Source organism: Flavobacterium sp. (assembly GCF_043780635.1).
Taxonomy (GTDB): domain Bacteria; phylum Bacteroidota; class Bacteroidia; order Flavobacteriales; family Flavobacteriaceae; genus Flavobacterium.
Window position 1 is genome coordinate 1 of the sequence record NZ_JAYWCK010000169.1, and the last position, 16,679, is coordinate 16,679.

The window sequence follows — 16,679 nt, forward strand, 5'->3', positions numbered from 1 at the left end:
TGTGTTTCCTAGAGAATAAGTGGTAGAGGGATGATTGTTGGTAATAGAAGCCACGGAACAATTATCGGCAGTGGTTGGAACAGTCAAAACGACTCCAGTAGCAGTACATCCGGTATTGGTTGTAGCAACAACAGGAACAGTGCTAATAGTTGGGTTTTCATTATCGGTAACGGTAATAGTTTTTGAACCTGTAATTGAGTTGCTTGAAGCATCAGTAACGGTATAATTGATAGTAGTTACTCCCTTGTTGAAAGAATATGTTCCTACTTGACCTAAGATGGATGTTGAAGTAGTAGCTCCACTTAAGGTAAAAGCTATAGATATTCCACCAGAACAATTATCGCTAAAAACAGCATCAGTTACGTTTACGATGGCCAAACAAGCACCAAAATCAGTAGTAGAAGACTGGTCTATTCCAGGAGTAATACTAGGAAGAGTAATATCAGGAGAACACTGTCCGTAATTGCACAGAGAATATAAAAATACAAGAATAAATATATAGTAATTTTTCTTCATGGCTTAAAAAAAAATCGTTGAATCTATAGTTTAGATTTATTTTTCCTTTCAATTAATTTGTGCTTTAAAATTTATTAAATGCATTATTATTGAATATGTTTTTATTATCTAAAAATTTCTCACAAACTGAATTATGTATTGTTTTTCTTATATATAAAAATCAAATTAAAGACACTTTTTTTGATGATAAAATAGTGTGTGTTTTTTTATTTTTATAATGAGTAAAAGTACAAATAATTTCAAACAAGCCGATTAAAAGCATTATAAATCAGATGAAATACACAGTAATTTTATAAATTTATAAAAAAACTTACAAAAAGTAAATATTTTTTTATTTTTACACATAGAAATTTATAAATAAACACTACTTAGAACAGGAGTGTTATTTTTGGGGGGTATAAGAATATTTTATAGAAGAAATAAATATAAAAATCTTTAAAAGACAATTCAATTTTAGTGTATTTGTGTAGTTTTTTATTGAATTATCTATTCCTGTATTCTGAAATAATACAAATTATTGTCCTTTAATGATTATAAAAATGGCGCAGGAATTACGAAAGATATAAGTTTGAAGACTTTACGCAAAACATATATCAGTTGGGCGAATCAAGTTATGGGGAATGAGACAGGATTACTGACTTCGCATTCAAATAATAGTGTGATTGAGAAGTATTATTTAGACCCCAAAATTCTCTCTGTAATAGAAATGGGAGCATTGAAAATAAGAGTGTTCGGAGAAAATTCCTCACCCAAAAAAGAAATTAAGTAGAATACCTTTTTTCTTGATTTTTAAGTAGCGAGAGAGAGATTGGGTTTTTTAGTCTTTTACTTGAAAATCGTGTACTGAATCGTGTACTTTTAATATTAATTATTTAGGCTAAATTAATAAAAATTAATTAATGTTAATAATCAAATTTTGAGAGTTATCAACTAAATCAAAATTGAATATTAAATTTTAGGATTTTATTTATATCACCAAATGTTGTTATTTTAGATTTCAATTTTGATATTTCTCAAGAATATGTTTAAAATGTTTCTCGTTTTTATAAACTTGTGCTAATAAGCTTGGTAAAACAATTAGCAATAATGGCATTGCTATAATAAATCCACCAATTACAGCAATGGCTAAAGGTTGGTGCAATTCTGAACCAGTTCCTATTCCAATTGCTAATGGTAAAAGTGCTATAATTGCTCCTAAAGCCGTCATTAATTTTGGTCGCAATCGGGTTGAAATAGAATAAATTATAGATTGATTTACATTTCTTGTCAGCTTGAAAGTTTCTCTAAATTGCAAGAATGTAAAAATTGCATTTTCGGCAATGATGCCCACAATCATAATAATTCCTGTATAACTTCCAACGTTTAATGGTGTTCTAGTTATAAAAAGTAAAATATAACTGCCTGCAATTCCTAAAACCGAAATTAAAAGTATAACCAATGCAATTCTGAAATCTCGAAAAAGAAATAAAATTACACCAAAAACCAATAATGAAGAAGCAATTAAAATCAGTAGTAATTCTCTGAAAGATTGTTGTTGGTCTTTGTAAGCTCCAGCATATTCAATATAATAGCCGCTTGGCAAATGAACATCTTGGGTAACTTTGGTCTGAATTTCTTTCATTACGCTTCCCAAATCTCGGTTGTCCAATCTTCCTGTTACGACACTCATCATCTGTAAATTTTCACGCTCAATTTCGGCAACGCCTTTTTGAACCGAAATAGTAACCAAACTCGAAATAGGAATGGATTGTCCGTTGGGCAAAAATATTTTGAGTTGTTTAATGTCTTCCAAACTTCGTTTCTGTCCGTTGGCATAAATCAATCTGATAGGTGTTAGTTTTTCATTTTCCAACAAACTGCCTACTACATTACCTTCCAAAGCAGTTTGCATTTGAAATTGTAAATCGGTTGGTGTAATTCCATATTGTGCCAATTGAGAGTAATTAGGTTGAATATTAATTGCTGGTCCAGCCAAAACAATACCATCAAAAACATCGGCAGTTCCTTTTACTTTTTCAACAATGGCACTAACTTCTTTGGCTATTTTTTGTAATTCTACTTGATTATTTCCATAAACTTTTACTTCAATAGGAGAAACAGAACTCATTAAATCACCCAACATATCGCCAATAACTTGACCAAAATCAATTCGCAAAGCGGGTTGTGTAGCTTCAACCTTGGCACGAATTTCGTCAATTACATCGTTACTGGTTTTACTTCTGTCTTTCTTTAATTGTATTAAATAATCTCCACGATTAGGCTCGGTTATAAAAAAACCCATTTGGGTTCCAGTTCTTCTACTATATGCTTCAACTTCGGGAATTTTTATAATAATTTTTTCGACTTCTTTCAACATTCTATCCGTTTCTTCAAGTGAAGTTCCTGGTGGACTTTCATAATCTAAAATAATACTTCCTTCATCCATTTCAGGTAAAAAACCAGTTTCTAAATTGGGTAAAATAATAAAAATAGACAGCACTAAAACAACACAAAAAGCAATACTAATAATAGGTTTCCCAATAAAATAACCAACCCAATTTTGGGTTTTTACTTCGTGAATTTTAATTATTTCTTGTTTTTCAGAGTTGGTTCTTTCTTCTTTAGACAGCAACAAATAAACTACGGGAAGCAGTAACCAAGTAACAAAAAACGAACAAACCAAAGTAATAATCATTGTATCTGTAAGCACTTTAAAATAAGAACCCGCAACACCACTCATCAATACAAAAGGAATAAAAATCACGATTGTACTGATGGAAGAACCCACCATTGCAGGAAACAAATAATGAATTGCTTTTTGCAAAAGAGTAACTGTTGGCTCGTCAGGATGTTCTTCGTGTGTGCGATGAATTTGTTCTACAACTACAATCGCATCATCAATAATTAATCCCAATGCCGCTGCAATGGCACCCAAAGTCATAATATTGAAAGTATTTCCCGTGAGGTATAAAACAATTAATGTCAATCCTAATGTTACCGGGATTATGATTAATATTGTAGCACTGGCTTTCGCCGATTTCAGAAATAAAACAGCAACAATTATGGCTAATAATAACCCGATTAACAAGCTGTCGGTAACACTTTTTACAGCATCATTTACAAAATTTGCCTGTTCATAGAATGGTTTTATAGTAATATCTTTTGGAAGTATTTTTTTTAAATCCTGCAACTTTACATTCATTGCGTCAGAAAGCGAAATTAAATTAGAATTGGGTTGTTTAATAACTGCAATTAAAATACTTTCTTTACCGTTAGCATTAACTTTGATGTATTCTTTTGCTTCTTTAATTTCTACAGTAGCAATATCTTTTAGTGTTACAATTCCTTTTCCGTTATTGCTAATTACCAGGTTTTCGAGTTCATCTTTTTTATCAACTTGTGCATCGGTAATTGTTAAATATAAATACCGATAATCAGCTAAATAACCATTAGATTTGATAAAATTGGTTTGGCTTAAAACTTGCGAAATCGCATTTGGAGTTATCCCAAGGGCAGTCATTTTATTAAAATCTAACGCCAACCAATATTCTTTTTCTTTTCCGCCAATAATCCGAATTTCAGAAACACCGTCAATTTGAGAAAGGAATGGCTTGATGGTAAAATTGGCTATTTTTTTTAACTCAATCGCCGATTTCCCTTTACCTTCAATTGCATAACCAATAACAGGAAGAATAGAAGGGTTCATTTTCTCGACCGTGATTTGAGTATCTGGCGGTAAATCATTTTTAATTTGATTAATTTGAGCTTCAATTCTGGTTTTACTCAAATCAATATCGGATTTCCAATCCATAAAAGCCGAAATTTCGCAACTTCCACGACTGGTTGTGCTGCGAACCGTTTTTAAATCTTGTACTTTTTTAATGGCATTTTCCAACGGCTTGGTAACCGTAATCATCATTTTGTCGATGGGTTGTTGTCCTGCATCGGCAATGATTTTTATTTTTGGAAACGTGATTTCGGGAAACAAACTCGTTTGCATTTTTGAATACGCAAAAAATCCTCCCAAAATAATTAGGAAGATAACGGCACTTAAACCATTTTTATGTTTTACAAAAAAGTTGTTCATTACAATTCTTTTTTAATCACTTTTACTTTAATCGTATCTGCTACTCCATAATTTCCAGTAAGTAAAATTTTATCATCACGAGTTAAAACGGGTGATAAGATTTCAATTCTATCTTCTGTTTGAATTCCTTTTTGTATTGGAACTTTAATTGCTGTATTAGAGTTTATCATTTTCATAATCCAAAAGTCGGTTTCGGTTTCATCACTCAAAACGGCAGATTTTGGCAATGAAACAGTCTTGGAATTAGAAGATTTATATATCCGAACCTTTACAATTAAATTCTCGGGAATGTCTTGTTTGCCGTTTATTTTCAAAACAACATTTTGCGTTTGTGAAGTGGCGTCAACAGTTGGCGAAAATTTTTGAACTGTTGCAATTCTTGATGTACCATCAGGTAAAGTAACAGTCAATTGCTGACCAATTGAAACGTAACTTTTCAATTCATAAGGCAAGCTCAAAATAATTGCAAAACTTTTGGCATCGTTAATTATAACTAAAACATCACCATCTTGAACATAATCACCTTGTTGTACATTGACCATCGTTACAATTCCATTTGTATTAGAACGCACCCTTATGGCACCGCCAAAATTTAAAGATGGATCTATTTTATTGATGGTGTTTCCTAAAACTTTGGCTTCTCTGGTTTTAATAGAAAACAACTCCTTTCCGTTGGTTATAAAATCATTAGTTGCTACATTAACCGAATTCAAATAACCTGTTGCATTAGATTTGACAGTATTTTTAACCAGATAAGTTGCCGTTGCATTAAGATCAATATAACTTGCAATTCCTGAGGTGTCAATTGTAGTTAATGTTACAGGAACACTTGCGTCAATAGGTTTTTCAGCAACTGTGGTATCTTTGCAAGAAGAAAAAAAGATAGCGATTAGTAAAAAAGATAAAATAAATTTCTTCATAGTATTAGTTATTAGAACTCCAGTAATTGATTTCGTTTATAAGTTGGAGCTTGTTTATTTTATTTTGCGAAATGCTATTGTTGATAGTTATTATATTTCCGATTGCAATAACAAAATCAGTAATTTGAGCATCGCCAGACAATAATAATTTTTTATCCGCTTCGATAAGAGCATCGGCAATTTTTAGTTGCGAATGCAGTTGGTTTTCGGTTTCTATAGTTTGTTTCAATTTCTGGTTGAGCATTAATAATTGCTGCGCATATTGCTTGTTGAAATTCTTTTTGTATGCCAAATTGGTAGCTAACGCCGTTTCGTTTTTTTGATGTTGTAACGATTTTTGATTACCATCATAAATCGGAATTGACAATCCTAAGCCAACACTAAGCCCAATGTTTTTATACCCTTGGTATGTAAAACTCGATAAATATCCTCCATCGGCAAGCAAGGATAAAGAAGGTTTGTAATTGTTGTCGATTAATTTATTTTGGTTCTTAATTTTCAAACTATCTACTTCAAATTGTTTTAGAAAAACAATTTTATCGTTATTTTGAATATTCTTCAAAATAATATCTGGATTTTTTAATTTAACAAATGTTGTATCTGTTTCTCCTGATAAATAATTGAGTAAACTTAAATCATTTTGATATTGTTGCTTGAGCATTAAAACTTGTAATTCCTGTTGTTTTACCGTCGAAAGAAAAAGCAAATAATCGGTTTGTTTGTAAATGGAATTTTGAGTCAATTTTTTCAAAACAACAGCTCCATTTTTTAAAAGGCTTATCATTTTTTGATTGTAATCCATTTGTTCTAAACTTCCTGATGCAGTTATGTATTGAGAAACTATGGCTTTATTCAAATCTTTTAAGGCAATAGTTTTATTCAAAAGCAATCCATCTTGCATTAATTTGAATGTTTCAGCTTGCGAATTGACGATGCTTTTTCCAATAATTTTTTGATTTACACTTATCAAACCCGAAACTACTTGACCGTTGGTAGCAGCGGTGTCGTATCCATATCCATTTAAAGTTGGAGCATAATTAGCATTAAGATTTCCTGTAATTTGGGGCTTATAATTGGCTCGATTAATCAAGCTATCTAAAGCATTTGATTTAATTTGATTAGACAAATCTATCAATAAGGGTGAATTGATTTGTGCCTTTTCTATATAAAATTGTAAGTCCTTTTCTTGCGAAAAAGACTTAATGGTAAGCAGTACAAGAATGAAACAAAGGATGTTTTTCATTGGATAAATTTATACAAAAAAAGCAGGCTATTTGATATTGTTTTCAACAACTAAAACTGCAAAAGAATTTGGAATTAAACTTGCTCTTGGTTTTGGGTTTTCAGTAGTTGGTTCAGGTTTAGCACCAAATTCAGCTGTTGGTAAATACAATTGATTTGTGGTTTTGTTCAAAGCTATTGTTCGTGCTCCTTTTTGAGTTTTTACAGTTTCTAAAACGTAAAAGTTAGTAGCGTTTTCTTCTTTTATAACTGTAATGGTGCCATCTCCATTGGAACTGAATGCCAGTTTCTTTTTGGCATCAAAAGCAACTCCATCACAACCATCTCCAATAGGTAAGGTTTTAATAGTTTTCCCATTTGAGGCATCAACAATTACCATTAAATTATTTCCACAAACCGAAAATAATCTGTTAGTTTCTAAATCAATTGCTAGTCCAGATGGTTCATCGCCAGGTGCAATACTCCAAGTTGCTGTAACTTCTAATTTGGTGGCATCAATGGTTTTTATTTCGTTTTTATCTTCGATATTTACATAAATCAAACCTTTAGTATTGGTAACCGAAAATTCAGGTTTTCCTCCAAGTGGAATTGTTTTTAACACTTTATTGGTAACAGCATCAAGAACTGTTGCGTCATTACTTTTGGCATTATAAGTCAAAACCTTATGTGAAAATTGGTCATACAAAACGGCATCTGGTTTTTGACCTTCAATAGTTACTTTTTCTATTAATTCAAAGGTTTCCAGATTTACAATTGTTACCGCATTGTCCTTACCATCGGTGATAAAAGCTTTATTCAAATCGTTTGCAATAGCAATGCCGTGAACTCCTTTAGTATCTACAATTGTCGCAATTGTTTTGTCTGTAATTAAATCTACCACATTAACAACGCTTCCGTGCGAAACAAATAAATGTTGTTTTACTTCATCAACCGCCAGGTAATCCCAACCTTCATTACCTACGATTTTAATTTTTTTGGAAACTTTGTAGGTTTGGCTTATTGCTGATGCAAAACTAAAACCGATTAGTAACAGAAAATGTGATTTTTTCATTGAGGTAGTTTTTAAGAGTGTAAATATCAGAATTAAAATTTGATTTCATTAATTGCTTTTTTCTATTCTTTTTTTCCATCAAAAAAAATCTTTTTTTGTTTTTTCTTATTAATCCATTTATTTAATTTATAAGTAAGATAAGCCGAACCGCTTCCCACGATTGCACCTGCTAAAACATCGCTAGGGTAATGAACTCCTATATCCATACGCGAATAACCAACTGCACCAGCCCATAAATACGAAGGGACTATTACATACCATTTAGGAAATGCTATGCTTAACGAAGTAGCCGTAGAAAATGCTTCGGATGTATGTCCTGAAGGGAACGAGTAGCTACCGCCATCTGATTCTTTTTCTATATCAGGATAGGTTACAAATGGACGGTCTCTTTTGATAGTGTTTTTTAATGCAACTGTAATAAAAGCATTAACCAAAAAGGATTCTCCAATGAAAATCCCTTTCTTTTGTAATGTCTCGTCTTTATTGAGCAGACCTATAGAATATATAATTATTGGAGTCGCTATGCTTATAGGTGATGCACTATTACTTATAACTTTGAAAGTTGGGTCGTAGGATTGTTTACCACCAAGATTAATACTCCTTAAAAGTTTAATATCTAAATTTTGGGCATTAGAAAAGCATCCATAAAATAATAGTATAATAAAAGCTGCTATTTTAAAAATAGAATCTTTATTTTTTTTCCTCATTATAAATTAGATTAATCAGCTGTTTCTTTGGCTTGTTGTATTACTTCATTGTCTACATTCACTCCATTTTCATATCTTGGGTTTACAATATTGTTAAATATGGAACCAAAGGTATATCTTAGTCCAACTTGTAAATTGTAACTAAAATTGGTAAGTGTTTCTTTCTGCCTCAAGATAATTTGCTCCGGAGTTAAATTTATTGAACTCAACGAAACTTGGTTATTTATTAAAGCAACGGATCCAGTAGCATTAAAAAATAACCCTTTCGCTAATCTAAAATTCATTTGGGTAACTAAATCTACTCGATACGCTTTTGGAACATTCAGATAGTAGGCACCTGTCAAAGTTGTAGAGAGATTACCCCAAGTTGTAATATGTGTGTAGGTTGCATCAATCAATTGATTTAAAAGAAACTCTTTTGTTTTTGAAAACACTGTTGGATCTATATAGGTGTTGTACAGTGGTTGCAACCTATATTTGAATGTGAAAAGGTGATCTGTTGATTCTGAATACGGAAATACATCATACTCAATACCAGGAGCAATTGAATATTGGGATTTTATATTACTATAAGTTGAGGCATAATACCCCGCTTGCAACCCCAAACTCCAATGGTCTGTCAAACTTTTTACAACTAATCCATCCATACCTCTAACGAATATTGAACCCGCTGAACTATAAGTAGTCGTTTCATAACTATTGCTTCCAAAAGTCCCATAAATATTAAAACGTTCTTTCCATTTTTCAGTAATTTTTGAAGCGCTAAAGGATGCGTCTCCTACAATTACAGTTGAAACATTATCTCCATTCAAATCCGTATTTAAAGTAGCTGTATAAACCCAGTTTTTGTATTTATCAATACTTTCCTCTACCTGTTTGCTTTTATCTGTATAATCAAATGCCATATGTTTTTGCTGACCATTCAAAGCCAGATAGGGCATTAAACCCATTGTGATAACATTAGCCAACTGATCACGAGTATCGCGATTACTGTTATCAACAGGGGCAATCATCTGTAAAGTATCATTTTTCTTTTCAAATTTTTCTTTTCCTATAAATCGTATGTTGTATTCTAATCCTCCAGAAGCTGTAGGTTGTGAATTTATAAAAATATGTACTTGTGATTGCTTTGGGTCACGTACATAATTCACATACCACAAATGAACTTTAAGATAATTTACATAGCTATTATCATTGGTGTTCTGGTCTAAGTAAACTCTTAAAAAATTATTTTTTTGGATAGTGTCATTTTCTTGGGAATAAACATTGGAAAATGTGCCCAAAATTAATAGTGCAACATAAATTATTTTTTTCATAGTATAGGGGATTTAAGTATTATATTAAAAAAATTAGGGCAATCAATTTCTTAATTGCCCATTAACTAAACCAAATAAACTAATCCCCTTCTACAATTTTTATAAATTTTCCAGATGCGTCAAAAAGCACATCATACGTTTTACCATCTTTGCCAATTTCAGCTTCATAGGTAACTACATTTTTGTCATCAGTGATTTTTGCAGCTTCCGTGATTTTAGTTGCTGGGTGATTGTTCTTTACATACTGCAAAGCATTAGCAGGAAGTTCGGCAGTTTTAATAGTAACTTCCAAAGCCTTACGATGACCAGCTTTATCATAAACAGCAGAGGCGTCACTACCGTTTATTTTGAATTCGGCTTCATAACCACCATCTTCCATTCCCCATCCAGCTTTTTTTCCTGGAAATTCTTTTGCAAAAGCACCACTTACTGCGCTAGGAACGGTTACTTTTTTTTCTTTTTCTTTTGCTTCAGTTTGTGCAAAAAGTGTTGCACTGAATGCGATTGCCATTGCTAAAAATACTTTTTTCATTTTTTTCTAAGATTTAAAAGTTAATTGTAAATAATTTTATAGTACAAATATTAGATACAATTCTATTTTAATTCTATGCTAAAATGGTAGCAATTCAGTTTTTTTAGTTTATTAAAAAAAGATGTGGTTTTTACATCTGGTCAATAATTTGAAGAAATATATTTTGCCAATAATTAGGATGATAAGAAGTATCTGTGTTTCCAAAGCGAACAATGATAATATTCTTTTCGGGATAGACATACAAGTATTGACCGTATAAACCAACAGCAAAGTAGCTGCCATATTTTAATGGTCCAATTCCCCAATTATTATTGTAAAAGTGTTTGTTGTTACCGGCAGCATCCGAATGTGTTGAATTGTAAACCCATTGCTTTGAAATAATTTGATGACCATTCCAGTTGCCATTATTCAAATACAAACGCCCGAACTTTGCAAAATCTATTGCTCTGGCTTGCAGACAACAAAAAGCTTTTTCTATTGCTTTATTGTCATTCCGGTCTAAACTCCAAGTTGCCGTAGCTTCCATTCCTAAAGGTTTCCAGATTTTATTTTCCAAATTTTTGGAAATAGTTCCTCCGGTTACTTTCTCAATAATCAAGCCCAATAATAAGGTGTTGGCACTACTGTATTTGAATTTTACATTGGGTAAACACTCCAACTTTAAATCCATCAATTCAGCTCTTACATTATTACCCCAATAAAATTCAGCATTATCAGATATTGGATTTAAAAAACCGTCACTAAATTTTATGCCAGAGGTATGTTGTAACAAATTTTTAATTGTAATCTTTTCCCATCCTAATTTAGCCCTAAATTCAGGAAGATAAGTCACCATAAAATCATTTTCGCTTTTTATTTTACCTTCATCAATCGCTATTCCTATCAAGGTTGAAATAAACGGTTTCACCATAGAAAAACTAGAGAAAACAGAAGTTTCATTAAATCCTTTACTGTAATTTTCATATAAAATAGTATCGTTGCGTATAATTAATAGAGCATTTGTTTTATGTATTGTAGCGAAACTATCTAGGCTGATATTGGTAGAATTTAGATCACGATTAATAACGCCAATTTTCTCGCTTAATTCATAATCTTTATTGGCTTCAAAAAAATTAAAAACAGGGCTTTCATTACTCACAATTCTTTGAGGAAAATGCTTGTAATCGGCTTGACTAGGAATGCCTCCAAAACGTAATGATTTATATACATTACAAGAAGTACAAAACGAATAAACCAATAAAAGGAGTATGAATTTTTGCATTACTATAAAATTTATAATCGAAATGGATTTACAATTAATCTTTATCAATTACTTTTAAAGTAAAGAGGTGTCTATTGCCTATAAACATATATTTTAAAGATAATCCACTTACTTCGGCTATTTCATTGGCTATGGCTAAACCTAGTCCTGTTGATAAATGGGAAGTTGAATTTTTTTGAAAACGTTTAAAAAGTAATGCCTTATTTAGTGGTTCCTCCTTGCCTGTATTGTGTATCGAAATTACATTATTCCTAATAAAAATGACAATATCACCCCCTTCATTATTGTGTCTAATAGCATTTTGAAACAAATTATTAATAAGTACCAAACATAAATCGGCATTCATGTTAATTAAAAAATCTTCTTCAATATTTTTTAGCACTTTAATTTTATTCGCTTTAATATGTTCTTCAAATAAAAGCAACGATTGATCTATAATTTTTTCGACGGAGACTTTTTCAGTGGTTTTAAATTGTCTGTTTTCAATTTTGGTAAGTAATAATAATGATTTGTTTAATCTAATTAATTTGGAACAAGCATCATCAATAGCAACAATTAGCTCCACTTCGTTTGCTTTTAGATTTTCAGATTGAATGAGTAAATCAACCTTCGATTTTATTACTGCCAATGGTGTTTGAATTTCGTGGGAAGCATTTTCTGTGAATTTCTTTTGACCATTATAATCGACAATCATTTTTTCCATCATTTGATGAAGAGAATTATTTAATTCTGCGAATTCATTCACCGATGTTTTTTCAAATTCTGGAAGCTCATTATCACTTGCCCTAAAATTCTTTAAATTCTGAATGGCTTTATAAAAAGGTTTCCAAAGTGTTTTTGAAACCCAAAAATTAATCAACAAAGAAATCAAAAAAAAGAAAAATAAAATAAAACCCAATAAATAAAAAATACCCTCAATTAATTCGTCAAATTCTAATGTACTTCGCCAAATTTTGATTTGATAATTGGTATTTCTAACTTTTACAATAGAAGTAATCATTCTATTAGCCGCCAACTCGTTCTCCTCTTTGTCAAGAATTAAAGTATCAGAGAAAATTGTTTTTGTTCCGTTTTTAAAATTAGAATGTGCGATTTTATCTATTTGGGCTTCCTTGCTTTTTGTGATTAAAAGTAAAGCAATGCTATCATTATTTTTCAAATAGTGTTCCACTTGAAATTTACGATTAAGCAATAATTCATTATTACTATCCTTAACTTCAGTTGTAATAACATAATAACAAATAAACCCAGAGAAAATTAGAATAGGAATACTAAATATCAAATAATACAAACTGGTTTTGGCAAGTAACTTCATTCTTGTGTTTTAAAATTATAACCTATTCCATAAATTGTTTGAAGATAATCTTCACACTTTTTTTCTAGCAATTTTTTTCGTAGATTTTTTACGTGATTGTATATAAAATCAAAATTATCTAAACGATCAGCATTATCGCCCCAAAGATGTTCTGCCAAAGCATTTTTACTAACAACACGATTTTTATTGGCTATAAAATACAATAGTAAATCATATTCCTTTGAAGTCAAGACTACATTCTTGCCATTCACGAAAACGCTTCTTTCGGAGGGTAAAATTCTAATTTCATTGACAATAATTTCAAGATTTCCATCGAAACTTTTTCGTCTAATTAATGCTTTTATTCTCGAATTTAATTCTGATAAATGAAATGGTTTTGGTAAATAATCGTCGGCACCAAGGTCTAATCCATAAATTTTATCATCAAGCGAATTTTTTGCTGAAATGATAATAACCCCAGCTCTCGATTTTTTTAGTTTTATTTCTTTAATCAAATCCAATCCGGAACCATTGGGCAAAGTAATATCGACCAAAATACAATCGTAATCGTAAAGCGCTATTTTTTGTGCAGCTTTACTATAATCAGATGCAAATTCAACTACATTACCTTCCATTTCAAGGTATTGTTTGATGCTTTTTTGCAATTCGGGTTCGTCTTCGATTAGTAATATTTTCATAATGATTGTAAAAATAAAGCATAATTCTATTGTAATTCTATTGTAATCAATATTTTTATATTCATTACTCTTCAACTCCACTATAAGTCTGTTTACGTTAAGTTTGCCAAAACGCAAGAGTGTTCCCTCTATCATTCTACTAATTGCTGTTTTAATAAATGCTGTAAATTAGTCCACTTTTTGCTGACGATTTACAGTTTGGTGGGTGATTTGCATATATCTCTTTCTGGCTGGAGATATCCTAGTAAGCAATACCGTGAAAATTCAAATAATATAATTAATCAATTTGATTTGGATAAATCAACAGGAAATTTAGATGATAATATTGACAATATTATAATTTCAAAAAAGTTTATTAAGAATAGAGAAATTCAAATTGAACTGTTCAATGTAGATAAAAAATTGAGCGATCATATTGGAATATGCTTGACAGTAATTGAATAATGAATTCGATTATTTAAAGGTAGTTACAGATTAACATTCCCAATCCCATTATGCTCATTATCCAACAAGTCAAAAGTTCTAATAAGGTTAATTGTCTTAGGGTTAATCTCTTCCAATCTATTGCGTTCAATTTTTTGTTGTAGTGAGTTGTTTTTTTAATGTTAATTAGGACTATTCAATTCTAATTCAAGTGTGATTGAGAAGTATTATTTAGACCCAAAAATACTCTCTGTAATAGAAATGGGAGCGTTGAAAATAAGAGTGTTCGGAAATGATTCCTCACGCAATTCCTCACGCAAAAAGAAAAAGGACTTAAGTAAAATACCTAAGTCCTTGATTCTGTTGTAGCGAGACCGAGATTTGAACTCGGGACCTCAGGGTTATGAATTTGATAAAATATTAAAAAAATAATCCAAATAAACCCTTATATTACTTGATTTTATTCAAAATCGTGTACTGAATCGTGTACTGTTAATATTAATTATTTTGGCTAAATTAATGAAAATTAATTAATGTTAATAATCGGATTATGATAGTTATCAACTAAATCAAAAATGGATCTTAAATTTAGGGTTATGGGAGTTATTTAGGCTAATTTATTTATTTTGATTTTAGATTTTGTGCGTATGATATTGTATTAAAATTTGAAAATGAAGTTTAACTTTTGTTAAATTCGCTTACGGAAATATGAGAATGCGGGAGAGATATTTGGGCTTAATTTTATTTTTGCCTTTCTAAAATCAGATCTAGTGGCGTAGATAAGTCTGCAAAAAGGGCAATATACAGTGCGAACCCTAACTTTGTAGAGCTACAAAGTTAGGGTTCGCATCGTTAATCTCCAAATTTATTTTTAAAATGTCCAGTTTTTTCTGCAATAAACTGGACAAAATAATTATATTTGCATCATAATAAAACTATGAAAACATCTGAATACATATCGTTTACCATAGATAGACTTCCTAAAGGCTATGTATTCACCTATGCTGATTTTACTACTGAGGTGAATAAAAAAGAAGCCGTAATAAAAGCCCTTAATCGAATGGTAGAATCAGGTAAGATATCCAAACTTTCAAAGGGTAAATATTATAAACCTGAAAGTACACCTTTTGGAAAACTGCAACCCAGTCAAGCTCAAATAGTAAAAGACTTGATGGAAAATGATGGAAAAATAATCGGATACCTAACGGGCTATAGTATATATAATCAATTAGGTCTTACTACCCAAGTAAGTAATACTATACAAATAGGCAAAAAAGAAGTTCGTACTGCTTTTAAAAGAGAACGTTTTACGATTTCGTTTGTCAAACAAAAAAATACGATTACCAAAGAGAATATTCCTTTGTTGCAACTGTTAGATGTTATTCGGTACATCCAAAAAATCCCTGATACTAGTCCTGAATTTTCTTGTAAACGATTGTTAGCTATTCTTAAAGACTTATCAGAGAAGGATAAAAATACAATGGTTCGTTTAGCATTTAAATATCCCCCAGCAACAAAAGCCCTTTTAGGAGCATTGTTAGATGAATTGAATGAAAGTATTCTTGCTGAATCATTATATAAAACATTAAACCCTATTACTAAATATAAATTGTCAGTTGATAAAGTGTTGACTAAAACTGAAAAATGGAATATTATATGAAGCTACACCTAAATAAACAACTTTTTAGACAAGCGGTGCAGTTTACGGCTCAACAGATGAATATTCCTGAAATATATGTTGAGAAAGATTACTGGGTCACTTTTGCTTTACATACTATTTTTCATAATACCATTGGCAAAGAAACCATATTTAAAGGCGGAACAGCTCTTTCAAAATGCTTTAACCTAATAGAAAGATTTTCAGAGGACATTGATCTTGTTGTATTAAGACGTGAGGGAGAAACTAACAATCAACTAACTAATAAAATTAAAAAAATTAGTGAAGTGATAAATACAGTGATGCCAGAAATTAAAATTGCAGAAGTAACCCGTAAAATGGGAATGAACCGAAAAACGGCACACGCCTATTCAAAAGAATTTAAAGGCGATTATGGACAAGTAAGAGACGTAATTATCATAGAAGCTACTTGGCTTGGTTACTTTGAACCATATACTACTAAAAAATTAGATTCCTACATAGGAAATATGATGGTTAACAATGGACAATCCGATATAGCTAAAGAAAACGGATTATTACCTTTTGAAGTGTTGGTTTTAGAGCCAGTAAGGACACTTTGCGAAAAAATTATGAGCCTTGTGCGCTTCTCTTATGGAGATGAAGCTATGGATGATTTAAAGAAAAAAATCAGACATACTTACGACTTACATCAATTATTGCAACAAAAAGAATTTTTAGATTTTTTCCACTCACCAGAATTTGAAGTAATGTTATTGACAGTAGCTAATGACGATATAGTAAGTTTTAAAAATAACAATAAATGGTTAGAAAATCACCCCGCAAATGCATTAATTTTTTATGAACTTGACACTGTATGGGAAGACTTAAAGACAACTTATAATAGCACATTTAAAAATTTGGTTTATGGGGACTTACCAAAAGAGGAAGCTGTTCTCGCTACTTTGAAAATAATAAGGGAGCGGTTGATAATCATAACTTGGAATATTAAAGTCTAAAAAAGTTAGAGGTACTACA

Annotated in this window: 14 protein-coding genes; 3 read left to right on the forward strand and 11 right to left on the reverse strand. The window is 31.1% G+C overall.

What is annotated here, in order from left to right; genetic code table 11:
* The 11 genes from ACH2BV_RS15250 to ACH2BV_RS15300 form a co-directional block, all read right to left on the reverse strand.
* A partial coding sequence (locus ACH2BV_RS15250) for a hypothetical protein (RefSeq protein WP_395051644.1) occupies window positions 1–516 on the reverse strand: 516 nt, incomplete at its 3' end.
* 997 nt (window positions 517–1,513) lie between these two features.
* Window positions 1,514–4,582: an efflux RND transporter permease subunit gene (locus tag ACH2BV_RS15255; protein ID WP_395051645.1), complete on the reverse strand. Its 3,069-nt coding sequence runs from the start codon at window positions 4,580–4,582 to the stop codon at window positions 1,514–1,516.
* Window positions 4,582–5,502 (reverse strand): efflux RND transporter periplasmic adaptor subunit, encoded by a 921-nt coding sequence (locus tag ACH2BV_RS15260; protein ID WP_395051646.1) that lies wholly within the window; start codon window positions 5,500–5,502, stop codon window positions 4,582–4,584. The genes ACH2BV_RS15255 and ACH2BV_RS15260 overlap by 1 nt, the downstream gene beginning before the upstream one ends.
* A 4-nt stretch (window positions 5,503–5,506) precedes the next feature.
* A complete protein-coding gene (locus tag ACH2BV_RS15265; protein ID WP_395051647.1) occupies window positions 5,507–6,745 on the reverse strand; it encodes a TolC family protein in 1,239 nt (412 codons plus the stop codon).
* A gap of 27 nt (window positions 6,746–6,772) precedes the next feature.
* A complete protein-coding gene (locus ACH2BV_RS15270; protein WP_395051648.1) occupies window positions 6,773–7,795 on the reverse strand; it encodes a YncE family protein in 1,023 nt (340 codons plus the stop codon).
* Window positions 7,796–7,857: 62 nt separating this feature from the next.
* Window positions 7,858–8,502 carry a phosphatase PAP2 family protein gene (locus tag ACH2BV_RS15275; RefSeq protein ID WP_395051649.1) on the reverse strand — a complete coding sequence of 215 codons (645 nt, stop codon included), beginning with the start codon at window positions 8,500–8,502 and terminating at the stop codon, window positions 7,858–7,860.
* 11 nt (window positions 8,503–8,513) lie between these two features.
* Entirely contained in the window at window positions 8,514–9,818 is a 1,305-nt protein-coding gene (locus ACH2BV_RS15280; protein ID WP_395051650.1) for a hypothetical protein, read from the reverse strand.
* A 79-nt stretch (window positions 9,819–9,897) separates the two neighbouring features.
* Window positions 9,898–10,350, reverse strand: a complete 453-nt coding sequence (locus tag ACH2BV_RS15285) for a PepSY domain-containing protein (protein WP_395051651.1) — start codon at window positions 10,348–10,350, stop codon at window positions 9,898–9,900.
* Between the two features lie 130 nt (window positions 10,351–10,480).
* On the reverse strand, window positions 10,481–11,611 hold the full coding sequence (locus ACH2BV_RS15290) for a serine hydrolase domain-containing protein (RefSeq protein ID WP_395051652.1): 1,131 nt from the start codon (window positions 11,609–11,611) through the stop codon (window positions 10,481–10,483).
* 34 nt (window positions 11,612–11,645) lie between these two features.
* Window positions 11,646–12,926 (reverse strand): sensor histidine kinase, encoded by a 1,281-nt coding sequence (locus ACH2BV_RS15295; protein WP_395051653.1) that lies wholly within the window; start codon window positions 12,924–12,926, stop codon window positions 11,646–11,648.
* Complete coding sequence (locus tag ACH2BV_RS15300) at window positions 12,923–13,603, reverse strand: response regulator transcription factor (RefSeq protein ID WP_395051670.1); 681 nt, start codon at window positions 13,601–13,603, stop codon at window positions 12,923–12,925. Before ACH2BV_RS15300 ends, ACH2BV_RS15295 begins: the two co-directional genes overlap by 4 nt.
* A 180-nt stretch (window positions 13,604–13,783) precedes the next feature.
* Between ACH2BV_RS15300 and ACH2BV_RS15305 the strand changes: the two genes are divergently transcribed.
* From ACH2BV_RS15305 to ACH2BV_RS15315, 3 genes are all read left to right on the forward strand, one after another.
* Window positions 13,784–14,047 (forward strand): hypothetical protein, encoded by a 264-nt coding sequence (locus ACH2BV_RS15305; RefSeq protein ID WP_395051654.1) that lies wholly within the window; start codon window positions 13,784–13,786, stop codon window positions 14,045–14,047.
* Window positions 14,048–14,963: 916 nt separating this feature from the next.
* Window positions 14,964–15,686 (forward strand): DUF6088 family protein, encoded by a 723-nt coding sequence (locus ACH2BV_RS15310; RefSeq protein ID WP_395051655.1) that lies wholly within the window; start codon window positions 14,964–14,966, stop codon window positions 15,684–15,686.
* Complete coding sequence (locus ACH2BV_RS15315; protein ID WP_395051656.1) at window positions 15,683–16,660, forward strand: nucleotidyl transferase AbiEii/AbiGii toxin family protein; 978 nt, start codon at window positions 15,683–15,685, stop codon at window positions 16,658–16,660. The genes ACH2BV_RS15310 and ACH2BV_RS15315 overlap by 4 nt, the downstream gene beginning before the upstream one ends.
* Window positions 16,661–16,679 lie beyond the last annotated feature (19 nt).